Source organism: Croceitalea vernalis (assembly GCF_031846405.1).
Classification (GTDB): Bacteria; Bacteroidota; Bacteroidia; order Flavobacteriales; family Flavobacteriaceae; genus Croceitalea; species Croceitalea vernalis.
Map to the genome: position 1 here is coordinate 523,513 of NZ_JAVRHU010000003.1, position 16,755 is coordinate 540,267.

Annotated in this window: 18 protein-coding genes; 12 read left to right on the top strand and 6 right to left on the bottom strand. The window is 35.4% G+C overall.

Annotated features, from left to right (window positions below; all coding sequences use genetic code 11):
• Positions 1 to 258 precede the first annotated feature (258 nt).
• Positions 259 to 984: a hypothetical protein gene (locus RM520_RS12785; protein WP_311388254.1), complete on the bottom strand. Its 726-nt coding sequence runs from the start codon at positions 982 to 984 to the stop codon at positions 259 to 261.
• Between the two features lie 267 nt (positions 985 to 1,251).
• Between RM520_RS12785 and RM520_RS12790 the strand changes: the two genes are divergently transcribed.
• The 4 genes from RM520_RS12790 (at position 1,252) to RM520_RS12805 (ending at position 5,045) form a co-directional block, all read left to right on the top strand.
• Positions 1,252 to 3,750: a zinc-dependent metalloprotease gene (locus RM520_RS12790; protein ID WP_311388255.1), complete on the top strand. Its 2,499-nt coding sequence runs from the start codon at positions 1,252 to 1,254 to the stop codon at positions 3,748 to 3,750.
• 169 nt (positions 3,751 to 3,919) lie between these two features.
• The gene (locus RM520_RS12795) at positions 3,920 to 4,105 is read left to right on the top strand and encodes a hypothetical protein (protein WP_311388256.1); all 186 of its coding nucleotides are present in this window, start codon (positions 3,920 to 3,922) and stop codon (positions 4,103 to 4,105) included.
• A 188-nt stretch (positions 4,106 to 4,293) separates the two neighbouring features.
• Positions 4,294 to 4,485 carry a hypothetical protein gene (locus tag RM520_RS12800; RefSeq protein WP_311386065.1) on the top strand — a complete coding sequence of 64 codons (192 nt, stop codon included), beginning with the start codon at positions 4,294 to 4,296 and terminating at the stop codon, positions 4,483 to 4,485.
• 113 nt (positions 4,486 to 4,598) lie between these two features.
• A complete protein-coding gene (locus RM520_RS12805) occupies positions 4,599 to 5,045 on the top strand; it encodes a DUF4890 domain-containing protein (RefSeq protein WP_311388257.1) in 447 nt (148 codons plus the stop codon).
• A 69-nt stretch (positions 5,046 to 5,114) separates the two neighbouring features.
• On the opposite strand, the gene RM520_RS12810 is transcribed toward RM520_RS12805, so the two are convergent.
• Positions 5,115 to 6,857 (bottom strand): alkaline phosphatase D family protein, encoded by a 1,743-nt coding sequence (locus tag RM520_RS12810; RefSeq protein ID WP_311388258.1) that lies wholly within the window; start codon positions 6,855 to 6,857, stop codon positions 5,115 to 5,117.
• Positions 6,858 to 7,486: 629 nt separating this feature from the next.
• Here RM520_RS12810 and RM520_RS12815 point away from each other — a divergent pair.
• The 7 genes from RM520_RS12815 (at position 7,487) to RM520_RS12845 (ending at position 12,999) form a co-directional block, all read left to right on the top strand.
• The gene (locus RM520_RS12815) at positions 7,487 to 8,428 is read left to right on the top strand and encodes an NADP-dependent oxidoreductase (RefSeq protein WP_311388259.1); all 942 of its coding nucleotides are present in this window, start codon (positions 7,487 to 7,489) and stop codon (positions 8,426 to 8,428) included.
• Between the two features lie 12 nt (positions 8,429 to 8,440).
• Positions 8,441 to 9,262: an SDR family NAD(P)-dependent oxidoreductase gene (locus RM520_RS12820; protein WP_311386069.1), complete on the top strand. Its 822-nt coding sequence runs from the start codon at positions 8,441 to 8,443 to the stop codon at positions 9,260 to 9,262.
• A gap of 1 nt (position 9,263) precedes the next feature.
• Positions 9,264 to 10,187, top strand: coding sequence for an LLM class oxidoreductase (locus RM520_RS12825; protein ID WP_311388260.1), 924 nt, complete (start codon positions 9,264 to 9,266; stop codon positions 10,185 to 10,187).
• 199 nt (positions 10,188 to 10,386) lie between these two features.
• Positions 10,387 to 10,692, top strand: a complete 306-nt coding sequence (locus RM520_RS12830) for a hypothetical protein (RefSeq protein ID WP_311388261.1) — start codon at positions 10,387 to 10,389, stop codon at positions 10,690 to 10,692.
• Between the two features lie 149 nt (positions 10,693 to 10,841).
• Positions 10,842 to 11,216 (top strand): VOC family protein, encoded by a 375-nt coding sequence (locus tag RM520_RS12835; protein ID WP_311386072.1) that lies wholly within the window; start codon positions 10,842 to 10,844, stop codon positions 11,214 to 11,216.
• A gap of 14 nt (positions 11,217 to 11,230) precedes the next feature.
• The gene (locus RM520_RS12840) at positions 11,231 to 12,406 is read left to right on the top strand and encodes an MFS transporter (RefSeq protein ID WP_311388286.1); all 1,176 of its coding nucleotides are present in this window, start codon (positions 11,231 to 11,233) and stop codon (positions 12,404 to 12,406) included.
• A gap of 35 nt (positions 12,407 to 12,441) precedes the next feature.
• Complete coding sequence (locus RM520_RS12845) at positions 12,442 to 12,999, top strand: hypothetical protein (RefSeq protein ID WP_311388262.1); 558 nt, start codon at positions 12,442 to 12,444, stop codon at positions 12,997 to 12,999.
• Here RM520_RS12845 and hemL read toward each other — a convergent pair.
• From hemL to RM520_RS12865, 4 genes are read right to left on the bottom strand one after another with little or no spacing between them, the layout of a single operon-like run.
• A complete protein-coding gene (gene hemL / locus RM520_RS12850) occupies positions 12,996 to 14,273 on the bottom strand; it encodes a glutamate-1-semialdehyde 2,1-aminomutase (RefSeq protein ID WP_311388263.1) in 1,278 nt (425 codons plus the stop codon). The two genes, RM520_RS12845 and hemL, sit on opposite strands and share 4 nt — an antisense overlap.
• Positions 14,274 to 14,282: 9 nt before the next feature.
• Positions 14,283 to 15,134 carry a glucosaminidase domain-containing protein gene (locus tag RM520_RS12855; RefSeq protein ID WP_311388264.1) on the bottom strand — a complete coding sequence of 284 codons (852 nt, stop codon included), beginning with the start codon at positions 15,132 to 15,134 and terminating at the stop codon, positions 14,283 to 14,285.
• Entirely contained in the window at positions 15,131 to 16,036 is a 906-nt protein-coding gene (locus RM520_RS12860; RefSeq protein WP_311388265.1) for a 1-aminocyclopropane-1-carboxylate deaminase/D-cysteine desulfhydrase, read from the bottom strand. The genes RM520_RS12855 and RM520_RS12860 overlap by 4 nt, the downstream gene beginning before the upstream one ends.
• 3 nt (positions 16,037 to 16,039) lie before the next feature.
• The gene (locus tag RM520_RS12865; RefSeq protein ID WP_311388266.1) at positions 16,040 to 16,372 is read right to left on the bottom strand and encodes a hypothetical protein; all 333 of its coding nucleotides are present in this window, start codon (positions 16,370 to 16,372) and stop codon (positions 16,040 to 16,042) included.
• A gap of 192 nt (positions 16,373 to 16,564) precedes the next feature.
• On the opposite strand from RM520_RS12865, the gene RM520_RS12870 reads away from it, so the two are divergent.
• Complete coding sequence (locus RM520_RS12870; RefSeq protein WP_311386078.1) at positions 16,565 to 16,726, top strand: C1orf53 family protein; 162 nt, start codon at positions 16,565 to 16,567, stop codon at positions 16,724 to 16,726.
• Positions 16,727 to 16,755 lie beyond the last annotated feature (29 nt).

The window sequence follows — 16,755 nt, forward strand, 5'->3', positions numbered from 1 at the left end:
TTAACATACCCCTAAAATCTGTAAGAAAATTATTATCAATAAGGCTTTTGAATTACTGATAAATAGTTAGTGTAATGGGCTTAAATTTGCATTATTACCATTGTTTTTATTGTAATATTAACAAAAACACTTCATCGATTTTATTGTTATATTTCTGTTAAGAGCTTATAAAACCTATCAAAATAAGAACCCCGACTAATTGCCGGGGTTCTTTCAACTAACTAACTCAAAAATTTTGATAAAATGAAAACATCCTACCTAGTTTGACCTTGCATACGGGTCAAAATTATTGGGAAGATACTTTGCCGTATCAAAGCCCAAATTCATATCATCTTCTTCGATATAGTTTATCGAACTGATGGCTAAGGTTTCTGAATAAGCATCAAAACCCACTGGTAAATACTTTGAGGTGTCAAAACCTAATTCATACTCAAAATCATTTTCTAAAAACTCAATTGATTTTATATCAAGATAACTTGTATAAGGATTAAATTCTGCCGGTAGATATTCAGAAGTATTAAAACCAAGCTCCATATCTTCCTCTTCTATATAATTGATAGAATTTAAATCGAAATTATTTGCGTAAGCATCAAAATCTTCGGGTAAATAATCTTCAGTATCAAAACCAAGGTCTATCTCATTCTCTTCGTCTATATAGCTTATACTATTTAAGTCGACAAAACTCTCATAAGGATTAAAACCTTCAGGAAGGTAATCAGTAGTATCAAAACCTAAATCCAGAACTGATTCTTCTTCAACGAATTCTATTTCACTTAAACTTAATTCAACTGGCTCCTCAATATTAAATTTCATTATGTAAAGTGGAGCACTCTCTTTGTCTTCAGCATAAACATTTAATGCTGTAAAGTTGTTTTCAATGGTACGCGTGGCTTTTAAATTAGCATTCACCGTACTTACTTGTTCATCTGCTATGGGTGAGCTACTCATAAAGAAACACCCATAAATTAATAATAATTTGTTCATTTTTTGATTGATTTGATGATTGATGTAATATGCTTATAAGACTATCTAAAATTAAAATTGTTACAGGTTTTGAAGATTTTTAACAATTCTATCGATACTCTCGAGCTCAACTATACTGGGCAACACAAGCCGAAATATCAATAAAAGGCAAGGTTCCGAAAGGTTCAACTGTTTTAGAAATATTTTTCTTGTTAATATGATTTTAACACTATGTTAAAAGTATTTTTAAGTTCTTTGAAAACTTTGACTAAATCAAAATTGACCAAAATGGATATCAAATTTATTACGCGTGGACTGTTCCTTATTTTCTTATTAGGAACTTTTCAAACTTCAGATGCTCAGATTTTCAAGAAAAAGAAGAAAAAAGAAACTGAAAAGACGGCTCCAAAACCAAAAAAGGGAGACATTCAACCTTATGATAAAGTGATTACAAAAGATGCCCAAACTGATGAAGGTCTATTTAAAGTGCATCAAGTTGAGAATAAACATTTCTACGAAATTCCTGATTCACTATTTAAACGTGAGATGCTAATGGTAACCAGAATTTCAAAAACTGCAACCGGTATCGGTTTTGGAGGCGGTAAAATCAACACACAAGTCTTACGTTGGGAGAAGAAACCCAAAAAAGTACTACTACGAGTAGTTTCATATGGAAATGTTGCCGCAGACTCATTACCTATACACGAAGCTGTTGTCAACTCAAATTTTGAACCAGTTTTATTTGCTTTTGATATTAAGGCAATCAATAAAAAAGATTCTTTAAATCCTGCAACAGTTATTGAGGTTGACCCGCTATTTACTAAAGATGTTAATGCTTTGGGAATGCCTGATTTTTATAGAACAAGATATAAAGTAAGTAGGTTAGACGGAGAAAGAAGTTATATAGAAAATATCAAAAGTTACCCTTTAAATATTGAGGCTCGCCATGTAAAAACCTATGCAGCTAAAAGTGCGCCTAGCAATAGAAGTCTAGGTTCTATCTCCATAGAAATAAATAATTCTATGATTCTACTACCTAAAGAACCCATGAAGAGACGCTATTTCGATAGGCGTGTGGGATGGTTCGCTCGAGGTCAAGTAGATTACGGTCTTGATGCCCAAGAAAGCAAAAGGGTCACTTATCTAGACAGATGGCGCCTTGAGGTAAAAGATGAGGACATTGAAAAATTCAATTCTGGTGAACTCGTAGAGCCTAAAAAACAAATCGTCTATTATGTAGATAGAGCAACACCTAAAAAGTGGTTACCTTATATTAAACAAGGTATTGAAGATTGGCAAGTAGCTTTTGAAACGGCTGGTTTTAAAAACGCGATTATCGCAAAAGACCCACCAACGGTTGAGGAAGACCCAGAATGGTCACCTGAAGATGTACGTTATTCAGTAGTGCGTTATTTAGCATCTCCAATACCTAATGCAAATGGGCCTCACGTAAGTGATCCAAGAAGTGGTGAAATATTAGAATCTGACATCAATTGGTACCATAATGTTATGAGTTTATTGCGCAACTGGTACTTTGTGCAAACCGCTGCTATTAACCCTGAAGCTCAATCAACCGAATTTAAAGATGAAATTATGGGTCGTTTGATTCGCTTTGTGTCGTCTCATGAGGTAGGTCACACACTTGGATTACCGCATAATATGGGCAGTAGTGTAGCCTTTCCGGTTGATTCACTACGTTCAAAATCATTTACTCAAAAATTTGGCACAGCACCATCTATAATGGATTATGCACGTTTTAACTATGTAGCGCAACCAGGTGACGAAGGTGTTGCTTTAATGCCAGATATTGGTGTTTATGATAAGCATGCAATTAATTGGGGGTATCGCCCAATTTTAGATAAATCAGCAGAAGATGAAAAAGCTACTTTAAATAGTTGGATTTTGGAACATGCTGACGACCCAATGTATCGTTTTGGTCATCAACAAATTGGTGACATTCATGACCCAAGCTCTCAAACTGAAGATTTAGGGGATGATGCTATTAAAGCAAGTGAGTATGGTATAGCTAATCTTAAAAGAATAGTCCCCAAGCTCATGGATTGGACCACTGAAGATGGTGAAGATTATGATAATTTAGAAACGATGTATGGCCAAGTTGTTAATCAATTCAGACGTTATATGGGCCATGTAGCTAACAATATTGGTGGAGTTTATGAATATCATAAAACTGCAGATCAAGAAGGAGCAGTTTATACTCATGTTCCGGCTGATCATCAAAAAAATAGTTTGAAATTTTTACACGAGCAATTATTTGAAACTCCGGAATGGATGTTAGATAATAATATTTTCAATAAAGTACAATACTCTGGTTCTGTCGAACGAATTAGAGCTATGCAAGAACGAAGCTTGAATACTGTATTGCACCTAGGAAAAATGGCTCGTATGATTGAAAATGAAACCTTGAATGGTAGTGATGCCTATAAATTGGTTGATATGATGTCAGATTTAAGACGAGGAATATGGGCAGAAACTCGGTCTGGTAAAAAAATCGATACTTACAGACGTAATCTTCAAAAAGCTCATATTGATAGGTTGCATTATTTAATGACCGCTGAAAATTTAAAAAAACGACCCGCTTTCGGAGGTTATCAAAAATCGACGGTAGTTAATACAAGTCAATCTGACATTCGTTCTGTTGCTCGAGCGGAGCTCAATAACTTAAAGCGTGATGTTAGAAACGGTATTTCTAGAAATGGTGACACCATGAGCAAATATCACTTACAAGATGCATTAGAGCGTATTAATAACATTCTAGATCCAAAATAATATAGTTAAAGCAAATTGCTTTCAGTATAAGAAAAGGGCAAACTAGGTGGTTTGCCCTTTTCTTAACCAACAGTTTTTACCATTCGTCTACACTTATCTTGTATTCGTATGTTTTTAAAACAATTGGGCTTTTTGATGTTATAGTTTAGCCTCAACAAATCTAACTATTATGAAAAATTTCAAAATCGAGAGTTTTATATATCTATGTTTTTTTATAGCAGCTGCAACCTTTTATCAGAGTACTTCAATTCAAAGTGAGCTTGATAAAAATGTAGAGTCTATTGCAATTTCGAAAAATCAATTCGAAGATGCAATGGCTGATGCAAAGGACTTAAAAGTTGGTGATTTTAAATAATTGAGTCTTTAAAGGTTATTAGAACTCTGTTGTAAAGTAGCGAAAAGTATGAGAAATATCGTTTACCATGAAATTATAGTGTTTTGATTATAGAAATCGCTATTTCACAACTATAATGATTCGTTTCACAACATATCAAAAATTCGTTTGCTTAGTTTTTGTAAATTAGGAATCCCAAATCCTACATTATGAAATCCTACAAAGTTAAAAGTCTCATTTATTTGAGTTGCTTTATCCTCGCGGCAGTTCTGTACAACCGATACGAAGAAAATACTTTTCAAAACCAATTTATTAGTTCCGAAACTGTAGATACTACTTTTGAAGACGATATTGAATTAGAAAATGATAAGGTTGAAGAAGAAGACGTTGAAATGCAATAGAGCATTTTAAATATTTCTTAACGTTACTTGTTAAATACTTCACAAACTTCATTGTGCTATTAAACCATGATCTCTAAAGCCTGTCTTATGAGTAAATCATAAAATTTAATATCATGAAAAAAGTAATCGTAGTAATAATGCTTTTAGCAAGTTTTACAGCCTTCGCCCAAAGAGGGGGTCATAAAGGGAAAAAGCAACAATTTGCAAAAGACCTTACGGTAGAGCAAATAGCGACGCTGAAAACTAAAAAAATGACGCTAGCATTAGATCTTTCTAAAACACAACAAAAACAAATCATGGATTTGACGATTGTTCGACTTGAAGAAAGAAAAGCAAAAATGGAAGAACGAAAAGAACAAAGTGAAACTTCAAAACCTGAAAAACCATCTTCAGAAGAACGTTTTGAGATGATAAACTCTCGTTTAGACAAACAATTGGCGCATCAAGAACAAATGAAACAGATTCTTAACAATGAACAATACCAGTTGTGGAAAGAAATTAGCATGAAAAAGCATGCTCAAGGCAAAAAAAGAATGCAGAAAGAGGGACGCAGAGGATAGTGTTTTTTGTTGATTTTAAAGCCCCCTACTTTGTGTGGTTACAAAGTACCAAGGGGGCTTTATATTTTTCTACCCTGAATATGTTACTGTATTTCCTTCTACTTCGGTATAAGCCGCAGAAGCTAAGGTATCAATAAAACGATACGATGCTGTAGCAGCGCCCTGTGTGAACTCTGCAAGAACATAACCTCGTTGTTTAGCATCAAAATATTGAAGACCATCGATTAATAAAGTGAATGCCTGCTCAATACCGGCTATGGTCGCAGGGTCAGTCCCAAAAATGCCTTCAAAACCGGGGGATGTCACCGATGAACACGCAAATTCTTCACCCACTTTATTTCCATTGATGTCGGTCAAAATATTATGCCATGCATTATGGGTGTCGCCAGCAAAGACAACAGCGGACTTCCCATTTAAAATGGCATAGAGCTGTTCTCGCTCAACCGCATAACCATCCCAAGCATCTAGATTATATGGAACTTGCGCTGCCAATCGCCCTAATTCTGCTTCTGTCAATGTTGGGTCTCCGGCCAAGGCACGTGCTTTTAGGGTAGATAAATCTACAATTGCTGTTTGCAAGGCGCTTAAAGTTTCTGGGGAGGTGTCACCAGCCGCTACTTGGCCAATTAAAATCAATAATTCTGCAGGAACGGTCATAGTTCCCATTAATACTTGCTGCCCTAGTACCTGCCATTTAGCGCTACTGCCGCCAACCGCATTAGCGGTCCAAGCCAATTGCTCTTGTCCCATCAATGCCCTGCTTGGGTCTCCTAAGGCGTCTGCAAAACCCGCAAAGTCAAAAGCGCCACCGGCACCAAAGAAATCGGTAAAACTAAGTTGTTTGTCGCGACCTATGATACGCGTATCCAGCATAACCAAGTTCACTAAATTACCGTACTCAAAGTTTCTGTAAATGACCCCCAGCGTATCTGTACGAACTGGCAAATATTCACTATGAACTTGAATGGCACGTTGCAAACGAGCCTCGTAATCTCCTTCGGATTCATCGTGATTTTCGGCACCTTCGTTATAAGCATCATTGGTTATCTCATGATCGTCCCAAACGACTACAAAAGGTTTTTTCTGATGCGCCAATTGCAAACCTTCATCGGTACGGTATTGACGATATCTTAATCGGTAATCTTCTAAAGACAAAATTTCAGTTGCTGGATCATGTTCTCTGCCCAAAACCGAAGTATTTTCATTCGTGCCATAACCCCCAACCTGATATTCATAGATATAATCTCCAAGATGAAGCACTAAATCAGCATCACTATTTGCAATAGCATCATAGACATTAAAAAGTCCCGCTGGATAATTGCTGCAAGAACAGACTGCTACTTTTAGATTATCAACCGAAACACCTGCCTCAGGAAGCGTAATAGTTTCACCTATCATTGAGGTTACGGCTACATCTTCTTGCATAAAGCGATAGTAGTATTTTCCATTTGAATTCAAACCGGTAACATCTTGTACAATCGTAAAGTCATTTTCTAAATTGGCGTACTGCATCCCCTCTTTAACGATATTTTGAAAATCAATATCCGTTGCCATTTGCCAATTAATTCGAATTGCCTGTTGCACCTCATCGGCCGTTGGGGTAAAACGTGTCCATATAATAACAGCATTCGCTATTGGATCAAAACTACCCACCCCATGCAAAAACCTAGGTATACCATCATCATCATTTCCACCTCCTAAAAAATCATCTAATTTTTCACAGGCCGTGAGTTGTGAGGCTAAAATTACCCCGCCCGAAGCTAATATCGATTTTGCCAAAAAGGCTCTTCTTGATTGTACTTTTCTTTCCATTTTTATGTGTTCTCTAGTTTTTTCTAAAAATATGTAACGGAAATAGCTTCTGGGTTAGTAGAATATTACTAGAAAATTAAGCTTGTTCTAGTTTTCTTCAGTTTATGTTAAGTAATCAGAATTATCTTTAGTTAAACTCATCTAGTTCTTTAACAAAAGATGTTACTCCTTAAAGTTATTTAGAAGTACAAAAAGTTCTCATTTAACTGTTAAATTATGATACAATAATAAGGAAGACTCTAAAATTAAATTAACGAGACAAAACCACTTTGTCAAATATATTTTTCCGAAGTCTAACCATCATATTTTTAGGTTTCCAGAATTCAGTTGGATATAAAAAAAGAATTTAATGTTGAAGGTTTTAGTACCGAAAATTTGTCCCGTGGTATGAAAAATTATTGATATTAATAATGTCTCTTGTCATAGCTTTATGAAAGTTACTCATTAAAAAAAAACAAGACAAAAAATTAGTTCTTCAGTAGTTTTAAAAAAAAACGGTAATTGAAATATTTTACATCAGACAAACATTAAAATTTGCACTATCAATTTTGACCGTTCTTGACTTGCTAATATACTATAACTATTTTTGCTACTATAAAAATGATAGTATATATAAAATATAAGAACCTATGAAAGCAATCCTATTAGAACAAGCAGGTGGAGTTGAGAATCTTTTAATTAAAGAGGTAGAAAAACCTACCATAAAAGACCATGAAGTTTTAATTTCAACTAAGGCCATTAGTGTTAACCCAGTGGATTTTAAGGTAAGACGTAATCCAGCAGTAATTGATATGATAATGGGTAAAGAACGTCCTGTTGTAATAGGCTGGGATATTGCGGGCACCATAACTAAAGTCGGGGATAAAGTTTCTAAATTTAAAATTGGGGATAAGGTCTTCGGAATGGTCAATTTTGTTGGTCGAGGTAGTGCGTATGCAGAATACGTGGCAGCACCAGAAAATCACTTGGCAAAAATACCTGATGGAGTTTCTTTTGAAGATGCTGCCGCTACAACTTTAGCCGCGCTTACAGCACTACAAGTGCTTCAACCAAGAGTTAAAGAAGGTGATAAAGTATTAATACATGCTGGTTCTGGTGGTGTCGGACATTTTGCCATTCAGATTGCAAAATCTTTGGGAGCATATGTTATTACTACAAGTTCATTAAAAAATAAAGATTTCGTATTGTCTTTGGGCGCAGATGAGTTTATAGACTATCGTTCTCAAAAGTTTGAAGAACTCTTAACTGACATGGATTTTGTGTTTGATATGTTCAACGGAGATATCCTTTTAAATTCCCTGAAAGTAGTAAAAGAAGGAGGTAGCATTATTTCTTTACCAACTCCAGATTTTTCAGAAGAGATTCTAGCAATAGCCAAAGAACGTCATGTCGACTTGCAATTTCTTATGGTACAATCAAGTGAAAAAGGTATGAAAACGCTAGCCGAGCTACTAGACAAAGGCACCATAAAACCGCATATTTCAAGTACCTTCCCCTTAGAAAATATGGGCGATGCACACTTACAATTAGAAAGCGGAAGAACGGTTGGCAAGGTTATAGTCACGGTGTAAATTACTAAGATCATGAAAAAGAACATTTTAATCACAGGTAGTACCGATGGTATTGGAAAATTAACCGCTTTAAAATTGGCCAAAGAGGGACATTCTCTCTTCTTACATGGTCGTGACCCTAAAAAGCTTGAAGCCACCATCATTGAAATAAGAAAAGAAGCTAATACCAAAACTATTTTTGGTTCTGTTGCCGACTTTTCTGACTTGCAAAGTGTTTGTAAAATGGCAAAACGAACAGCTCTTGAACTTCCTAAATTAGATGTCCTTATTAATAACGCTGGAGTTTTTAAAAGTTCTCAGCTAGTAAATTCTAATGGAATAGATTTAAGGCTTGTAGTGAATTACTTAGCACCATATCTTTTTACACAAGGACTTTTACCTGTTCTTAAAAAGGCCACAGCCCCACGTATTATCAATTTAAGTTCCGCAGCCCAAGCATCAGTTTCATTAGAAGCGTTAAAAGGAAGCAAAACTATTGGTGTCCAAGAGGGTTATGCACAAAGTAAATTAGCACTAACTATGTGGAGTTTCGATTTGGCCCAAAAAGAAAAAGATGTCACCATTATTGCCGTCAACCCAGGATCATTATTGAATACCAAAATGGTTAAAGAAGCATATGGCAACCATTGGTCTTCAGCGGATAAAGGGGCTTCGCTCCTATATGACTTGGCTATTTTATCAGAATTTGAAGAAAAAACAGGCTTGTATTTTGACAATGACAAGGGTGACCCTAGAGGTACTTTTGGTGAAGCCCATGCTGACGCCTATAATGAAATTAAAATTGGGCAACTTATTAGCGCTACCGAAGAACTTTTGACAAGATTAATTACATAAAATGAACGTCTTCAAACAAGTAGCTCGAAAAGGAAAACTCACTTTAGGTCTTGTCTTTCCGATAGAGGCTTATCAAGGTTCTATTGCCAAAATGGAGCATCAAGAGCAATTGGCTAAACGGGCTGAAGAATTAGGTTTTAAAGCACTTTGGTTCAGAGATGTACCTTTTCATGACCCTACTTTCGGCGATGCTGGCCAGCTGTATGACCCATGGATCTATATGACTCATATCATGAATCAAACAGAGAAAATTGCTTTAGCCACAGGAAGTATTATTTTACCATTACGACACCCTGTACATACAGCAAAATCATTGGCGAGTTTGCAAGTACTTTCTAAAGGAAGAGTACTTATGGGTGTTGCCTCAGGTGACCGCCCCAATGAATATCCAGCGTTTCAAAAAAACCTCAACCAAAAAAGCCAACTGTTCCGTGATAGTTTTGGGTATTTAAAAGCATTACAAGCTGATTTTCCCAGATATTACTCACCAGACTTTGGAGAATTAAATGGATCAATAGATTTAGTTCCCAAGTATGAATCTCAAACACCACTTTTTGTTACCGGCCATTCTGGTCAAAGTTTAGATTGGATAGCTGAACATGCTGATGGTTGGTTATATTACCCTCGGGATTTCAATTTTTTACAACAAAGCATGCAAAACTGGCAAGATAGTTTAGAGAAGACCAAACAGCCTTGGAAACCTTACATGCAATCACTCTATATAGATTTAATTAAAGATACAAAGGCAATGCCGAAACCTATTCACTTAGGTTTTCAAACAGGGATGGACTATTTACAATCGTTTGTGAAAAACCTTGAGAACCATGGAGTAAATCATGTGATTTTAAATTTAAAATACAGCACTAGACCTGCAGGTGAAGTCGTAGAAGAACTAGGAGAACTTTTAGTACCACATTTCGCTTAATTTGTCCTTCAAAAATCTTCCTTTAGATTTCTTGACTAACTTTAAAGTAGAATTATTTTGAAATGAAAAAGAGAAAAATGGCAGCGACACTATTCATTAGTATAGACTTGGTTCTTGGTACGCTTTTTTACTTGAGATTAATTTACTAGAAACATTTAGCGGGTACTTCAATTAAGTTTACTACAATCAATTTGAGCCAATGGCCATAAGTATAGAATTGCTGATTGCGGGCTATTATTTATTTAAAAAACACCTTAAAACCAATTTTGCCTTAGCAGTTTTTGCCTTTACGGCCCTTTTAGATTCATTATTTAGTTCAACTGGGCTTTTTACAAGTTTAGTACCCCTTAATGCAACCATAATACTTGTTGGCTGCGCTTTAGTTTCGTTTTGGCTGTCTTTCAGTCATACCTTTGCGCTTGGGCGTATTTCTATGGTTGGGGCTTTTGGTAGTTTTATTTTAGGTACCACGGTAGAATTGTTTTTTAATTTATGGACTGTTTAATCCAATAATCGATGAACTGTGAAAAAACTATAACTCCACTGCTACAATTTGGCTAAACTTCAAAAGAAAACTTGCGGCACTGATTCATATCAATATCGTTTAATAACTAATAATAGATTTAACTTAAACCAATATATTAACTTAGAGGTATGAACCTCAACCAAATCACTGTTCCATCATTAGATGTTCTTAAATCGATAGCATTTTATAAAACTTTGGGTTTAGAACTTATCGTAGAGGCATTACCCCATTATGCACGTTTTGTTTGCCCTGAGGGTAATACCACTTTTTCGATTCACTTGGTTGACAAACTGATTAAAGGTCAAGGCATTTATGTATATTTTGAATGTGAGAACCTAGATGAAAGGGTTTCAGATTTACAGAAAAATGGTATTGCCTTTGATGAACTGCCAAGTGATAGGTCATGGTTATGGAGAGAAGCTAGATTAAAAGACCCAGATGGCAACCTATTAATTTTATATTTTGCCGGGGAAAATAGGCTAAATCCTCCATGGCGCATATAACAACGCAACATACATTGAAATCAAAAAAAAATATTTTAGTTATCATTGTGCTTGCACAATTCTGTTGCACTACATTATGGTTCGCGAGTAACGGCGTTTTAGAAGAACTCATAACTAATTTTAATTTAAAGACCAATACGCTCGGTAACTTAACCTCTGCAGTACAATTTGGTTTCATATCTGGCACCTTATTATTTGCTTTATTGACTATTACAGATCGATTTTCTCCGTCAAAAGTATTTTTAATGAGCGCTATTCTAGGGGCAATCTTTAATGGGAGTATGCTTTGGCCAGGGAACACACTACTAACATTAATTGCTTTCCGATTTTTGACAGGGTTTTTCTTAGCAGGTATTTACCCAGTTGGAATGAAAATCGCAGCTGACTATTTTGACAAAGGTTTAGGTAAGTCATTAGGTTTTTTAGTAGGTGCTTTGGTACTTGGAACCGCATTTCCACATTTATTAAAAGGAATAACAACATACTTTTCATGGCAATCAGTAATTATAACAACTTCTGTTTTAGCCATTTTAGGTGGAATACTATTGGCTATTTTGGTGCCTAATGGGCCTTTTAGAAAGAAAAGTCAGCAACCAGATTTAGGCGCCTTCTTTAAAGTATTTCAAAACCCAAATTTTAGAGCTGCCGCTTTGGGGTATTTTGGGCACATGTGGGAGTTATATGTTTTTTGGGCTTTTGTACCCATAATGCTAGGCACTTACCAGAGCTTAAACCAATCATCCTTAAATATTCCATTGCTTTCATTCGGTATAATAGCCATTGGAGGAATCGCATGTGTTTTAAGTGATCATATTTCACAAAAGATTGGAGTAAAAAAAACGGCAAGTACCGCTTTATTTCTTTCAGGATGCTGTTGTCTAGCCGCACCATTGTTTTTTACTCTTACTACCACAAGCCTTTTTGTAGGTTTTCTGTTTTTTTGGGGAATGGTAGTCATTGCCGATTCTCCACTATTTTCAACCTTAGTTGCGCAAAATGCCACACCAGAGTTAAAAGGAACTGCCTTAACAATCGTAAACTGTATTGGATTCACCATTACCATTATAAGCATTCAGCTTATGGTTTATTTACAACTAAATTACGCTAGTAATTGGATTTATACGTCACTAGCAATCGGGCCAATCTTTGGGCTCATCGCATTAACTAGTTCTAAAAAAACAAATAGATAATTCTTATATCTTTAGCATTGTCTAACCAACCCAATATGAAAAATCCTTTAGGAAAGCTGTTAGTTCTCGGCAGTATAATTGAAATACTAATTTTTGTTTGTGCCTATCTAATGCAACCTTCATTAGAAGAAACCTTCCGGCATGCGGCCCGATATTCAGGGCGTTTGTCTTTTGGAGTATTTTTAGTGACTTTTTACCTTTTCACTTATAGCCACCAAAAACCAATTAATGAAAATAAAAGACTACGTTATTGGCTTATACTTTTTGCAGTAGTTCATATAATTCATTTTGGGTTTTTAGCTACCAATGTGGTTTTAAATAAAATACCAATTGTACCTATTAAACTAACTGGTGGTGCTTTAGCTTATCTAATGATAGTTTGTGCTCCATTAGTCTTGCATAAACTTAAATTAGGTTGGCAATTGGTTTATTTTAATTATGTGAGTATTGTAATGATAATTACCTATGTTGCAAGGGCCAAAGGTGATTTTGAGGGCGCTCAACCTTTTTGGTTTCATTATTTGGCATTGATTACACTTGTATTTTGCTGTCTTTTATTTGGATGGAAAATATGGAAAGCAACCAAAAATTAAAAAATACTCCTTACTGCTTCAATAGTTTTTGCTAAGTCAGCATAGCTAATAGCATCATTTAAAAAATAGCTTTCAAAAGCAGAAGGTGGTAAATAAATACCTTTGTCTAGCATTCCATGAAAATACTTTTTAAAGGACTCATTATTCCCCTTTGCTGACGAAGCAAAGTCAATTACCGGTTCATCACAAAAATGCACACTTATCATGCTCCCAAATCTGTTGATTTGATGAGTAACCCCCTTTTCATTTAAAACCTCAGCGATACCCTCATGCAAGAATTTCGTTTTATTTGCCAAACTAGTAAAGGTTTCAGGTTTATTATTTAATTCTGTTAGCATAGCCAAACCTGCATTCATCGCTAATGGATTTCCACTTAAAGTACCTGCTTGATAAACAGGTCCATCAGGGGCTAAATAGCTCATTATTTCATCGCGTGCTGCAAAAGCACCTACAGGTAAACCTCCACCTATGACTTTGCCAAACATTACAATATCAGCATCAATACCCAAAGCTTCTTGAGCACCACCTTTGCCTAATCGAAAACCAGTCATTACCTCATCAAAAAGCAATAAAATGCCTTCCTGCGTACAAAGTTCTCGAAGTCCTTTTATAAAGGTATCAGTTGGAATAATACAGCCCATATTTCCTGCAACAGGCTCTATAATAATGGCGGCTATTTCTCCTTTATTGGCCTTTACCAAGGTTTTAACTCCTTGCAAATCGTTATAATTAGCAAGCAGTGTGTCTTTCGCAGTACCCTTAGTAACTCCTGGACTATTAGGACTACCAAAGGTTACTGCACCACTACCCGCTTGTATCAAAAAAGAATCGGAATGGCCATGATAACATCCAGCAAATTTTATGATTTTATCTTTACCTGTATAACCACGAGCTAGTCGAACAGCACTCATACAAGCCTCAGTACCAGAATTCACAAAACGAATCTTATCAATATTAGGCACCATACTAACTGCCAGTTTGGCCAGCTCAGTTTCTATAGCCGTTGGAATCCCAAAAGAAGTGCCTTTCTTAGCTTTTTCTATTACGGCATTCAAAACTGGTTCATGTGCATGTCCTAAAATTAGTGGACCCCAAGACGCGATAAAATCTATATACTGATTATCATCTTCATCATATAAATAAGCACCTTTAGCCTCTTTAATAAAAATGGGATCTCCACCGACCGCTTTAAAAGCCCTGACAGGCGAATTAACACCACCAGGAATGTATTTTTTTGCCTCAGAAAATAGTGCACTACTACGTTGATATCGCATGAAAAATCTTTACTTAGAAGTTATCCTTCTCAGGTTAATTACTTGACCTACAGAAATGGTGTTATTTTTTAAACTATTGAAGCGCTTTATCTCATCGACCGGAACTCCATATTGTTTTGAAATGCCATAAAGGGTATCACCCTTTCTGACCTGATGGGTAAAGACATCGTACTTTTTTGTTTTACGTATAGTTTCAAAACCACCCTTTACAACTTCATCATCAAATTCATCAAGATTAAAGCGTTCGATGAGAACTATTAATTTTTGAGGATATTTTTTATCCGTTGCATAACCAGCTTGTCGCAATCCAAACGCCCATTTTTTATAGTCATCTCTTCTATAATTGAATAAGAAACGATATCTAGAACGAGAGGCCAAAAATATACTGTGGTCTCTAAACGAAAACATAGGATGGTTATACTTGCGAAAGCATTCTCCTTTGGCGTCATCATCGTGGAAATCAAATTCGCCTTGCCATCCAGTATGACATTTTATTCCAAAATGGTTATTCGTTTTTTGTGTTAATTCTCCTTTGCCAGAACCACTTTCTAAAATACCTTGCGCTAATGTTATACTTGCAGGTATACCAAAAGCACGCATTTCATACTGCGCAATTTTTGAAAACTCATTTATATATTCTGTAGTAGATGCAATCGGAAACTTTTTAAAATATCCTGGATCTGCGGGTAAAGGGTATAATTCTGACTTATTGAACTTGGTATCATTAATGCCTGTGTTAGGCTTGTAAACTCCAACTTTATCAGTGGTATTAACTTTTTTGGCTGCTGTGGTTCTTTTCTTTGTACCACAAGCAACTAGCATGGCATTAATAAAAATAATTAGCAGAAAATGCTTCTTCATAGGTCTAACAACGGTAAATTCTTTTTTTTCAGTATACTATTCATTCCAATTATGCCTTGTAAACCTCCAGTATGAATAGCCAAAACTTTTGTTCCCGGAAGAAAATAATCTTTAGTAATTCTATCAAAAAGCCCATAAAACATTTTGCCTGTATAGATTGGATCTATGATTATTCCTGTTTCAGATCTAAAATCATTCATAAAACAAACCAGGCTTTTATCAACCTTAGCATAGCCACCAAAATGATAATCAGAAATTAGTTCCCAATTTTCATTTTGTGCAAATTTACGAATATCGTCCTTTAAAAAATCGCCCTGAAGAGCAGGAAACCCTAAAATTCTTTGATTACTATTACTTGAATTGATTAGCCCGGCAATTGTACCCCCTGTGCCCACGCAGCAACTTATAAAGTTGAATTCCTTATCATTTTCTGTCAATATTTCTTCGCATCCTTTAATAGCCAGAGAATTTGTACCACCTTCGGGTATCACAAAAAAAGAACCAAATTTTAATCGTAGTCGGTTTAAAAACGACTCTGATTCTTTTAATTGATAAGATTGTCTATTTGTAAAATGAAAAGTCATTCCATTTTTATTGGCTTGAAATAATGTGGGATTGTCAAGCCATTTTTCTTTAAGCTCTTCTCCTCTTATAACACCTATGGTTTTGAAACCATGAATTTTTCCAGCGTAAGCGGTAGCTGCAATATGGTTCGAGTAAGCGCCCCCAAAAGTCAAAAGGGTTTTGAAATTCTGTCTTTTGGCTTCAAGCAGGTTATACTTCAGTTTTCGATATTTATTACCTGAAATCAGCGGATGTATAGCATCTTCTCTCTTAACTGAAAGTGAAATACCTTTTTCTTGGAGGAGCGGTAAGTTTATTTGTTGATTGAGAACTTGCAAAAATTATTTTCTAAAAATATAGCGTATAAAACTATATAATTTTCGATTTTTAGTGTAATCCAAATCATCTTCATTAGCATAAGCTTCGCGTTCAAAAGAAATATTTTGATAAGCTCGATAGCTATTTAAATATAGGATTGTTCTCAACAACCATTCTAAAAAGTACCATAAGTAAAAAGGAATAACCAACAACTCTAGTTGTTGTTTCAGATGAATACGTTCGTGGTTGATAAGAACGGTATCGTCTTTATAATTATCTTCTTTGACAATTATAAAAGGCCATATGGTAAGGCCCACATAATTCTTTCGAAAAAAATGTTTAAATACTACGACCATCTTTGACAACTTTGAGGTTGTTTTGAATAGTGGGGCTCACAAATATAATTTTTTAACAGTGCTAAGAACGGAAACAAAGGAATTTTCTTACCCTTTTACTGTCAAAAACCTAAATAACTCGTTAAATCGTTCTAAAACGATACTAGTTTCATAAGCTAAATAACTAATTTTGAAAGTATTGAAAAATGATAAATGAAGAAAATATTACCCTTAGAAGATGGTGACTTTTACCTTTCACCGGAAGGATATAAGGTGTTTACTGAAAAATATCATTTAAAGAGGGGCTTCTGCTGCGAAAGTGGTTGCAGACATTGCCCTTATGGATATAACCAAAAAACGAATTCCACTAGTTAAATATAGCTTTTCGGCATAGTATTTGATGT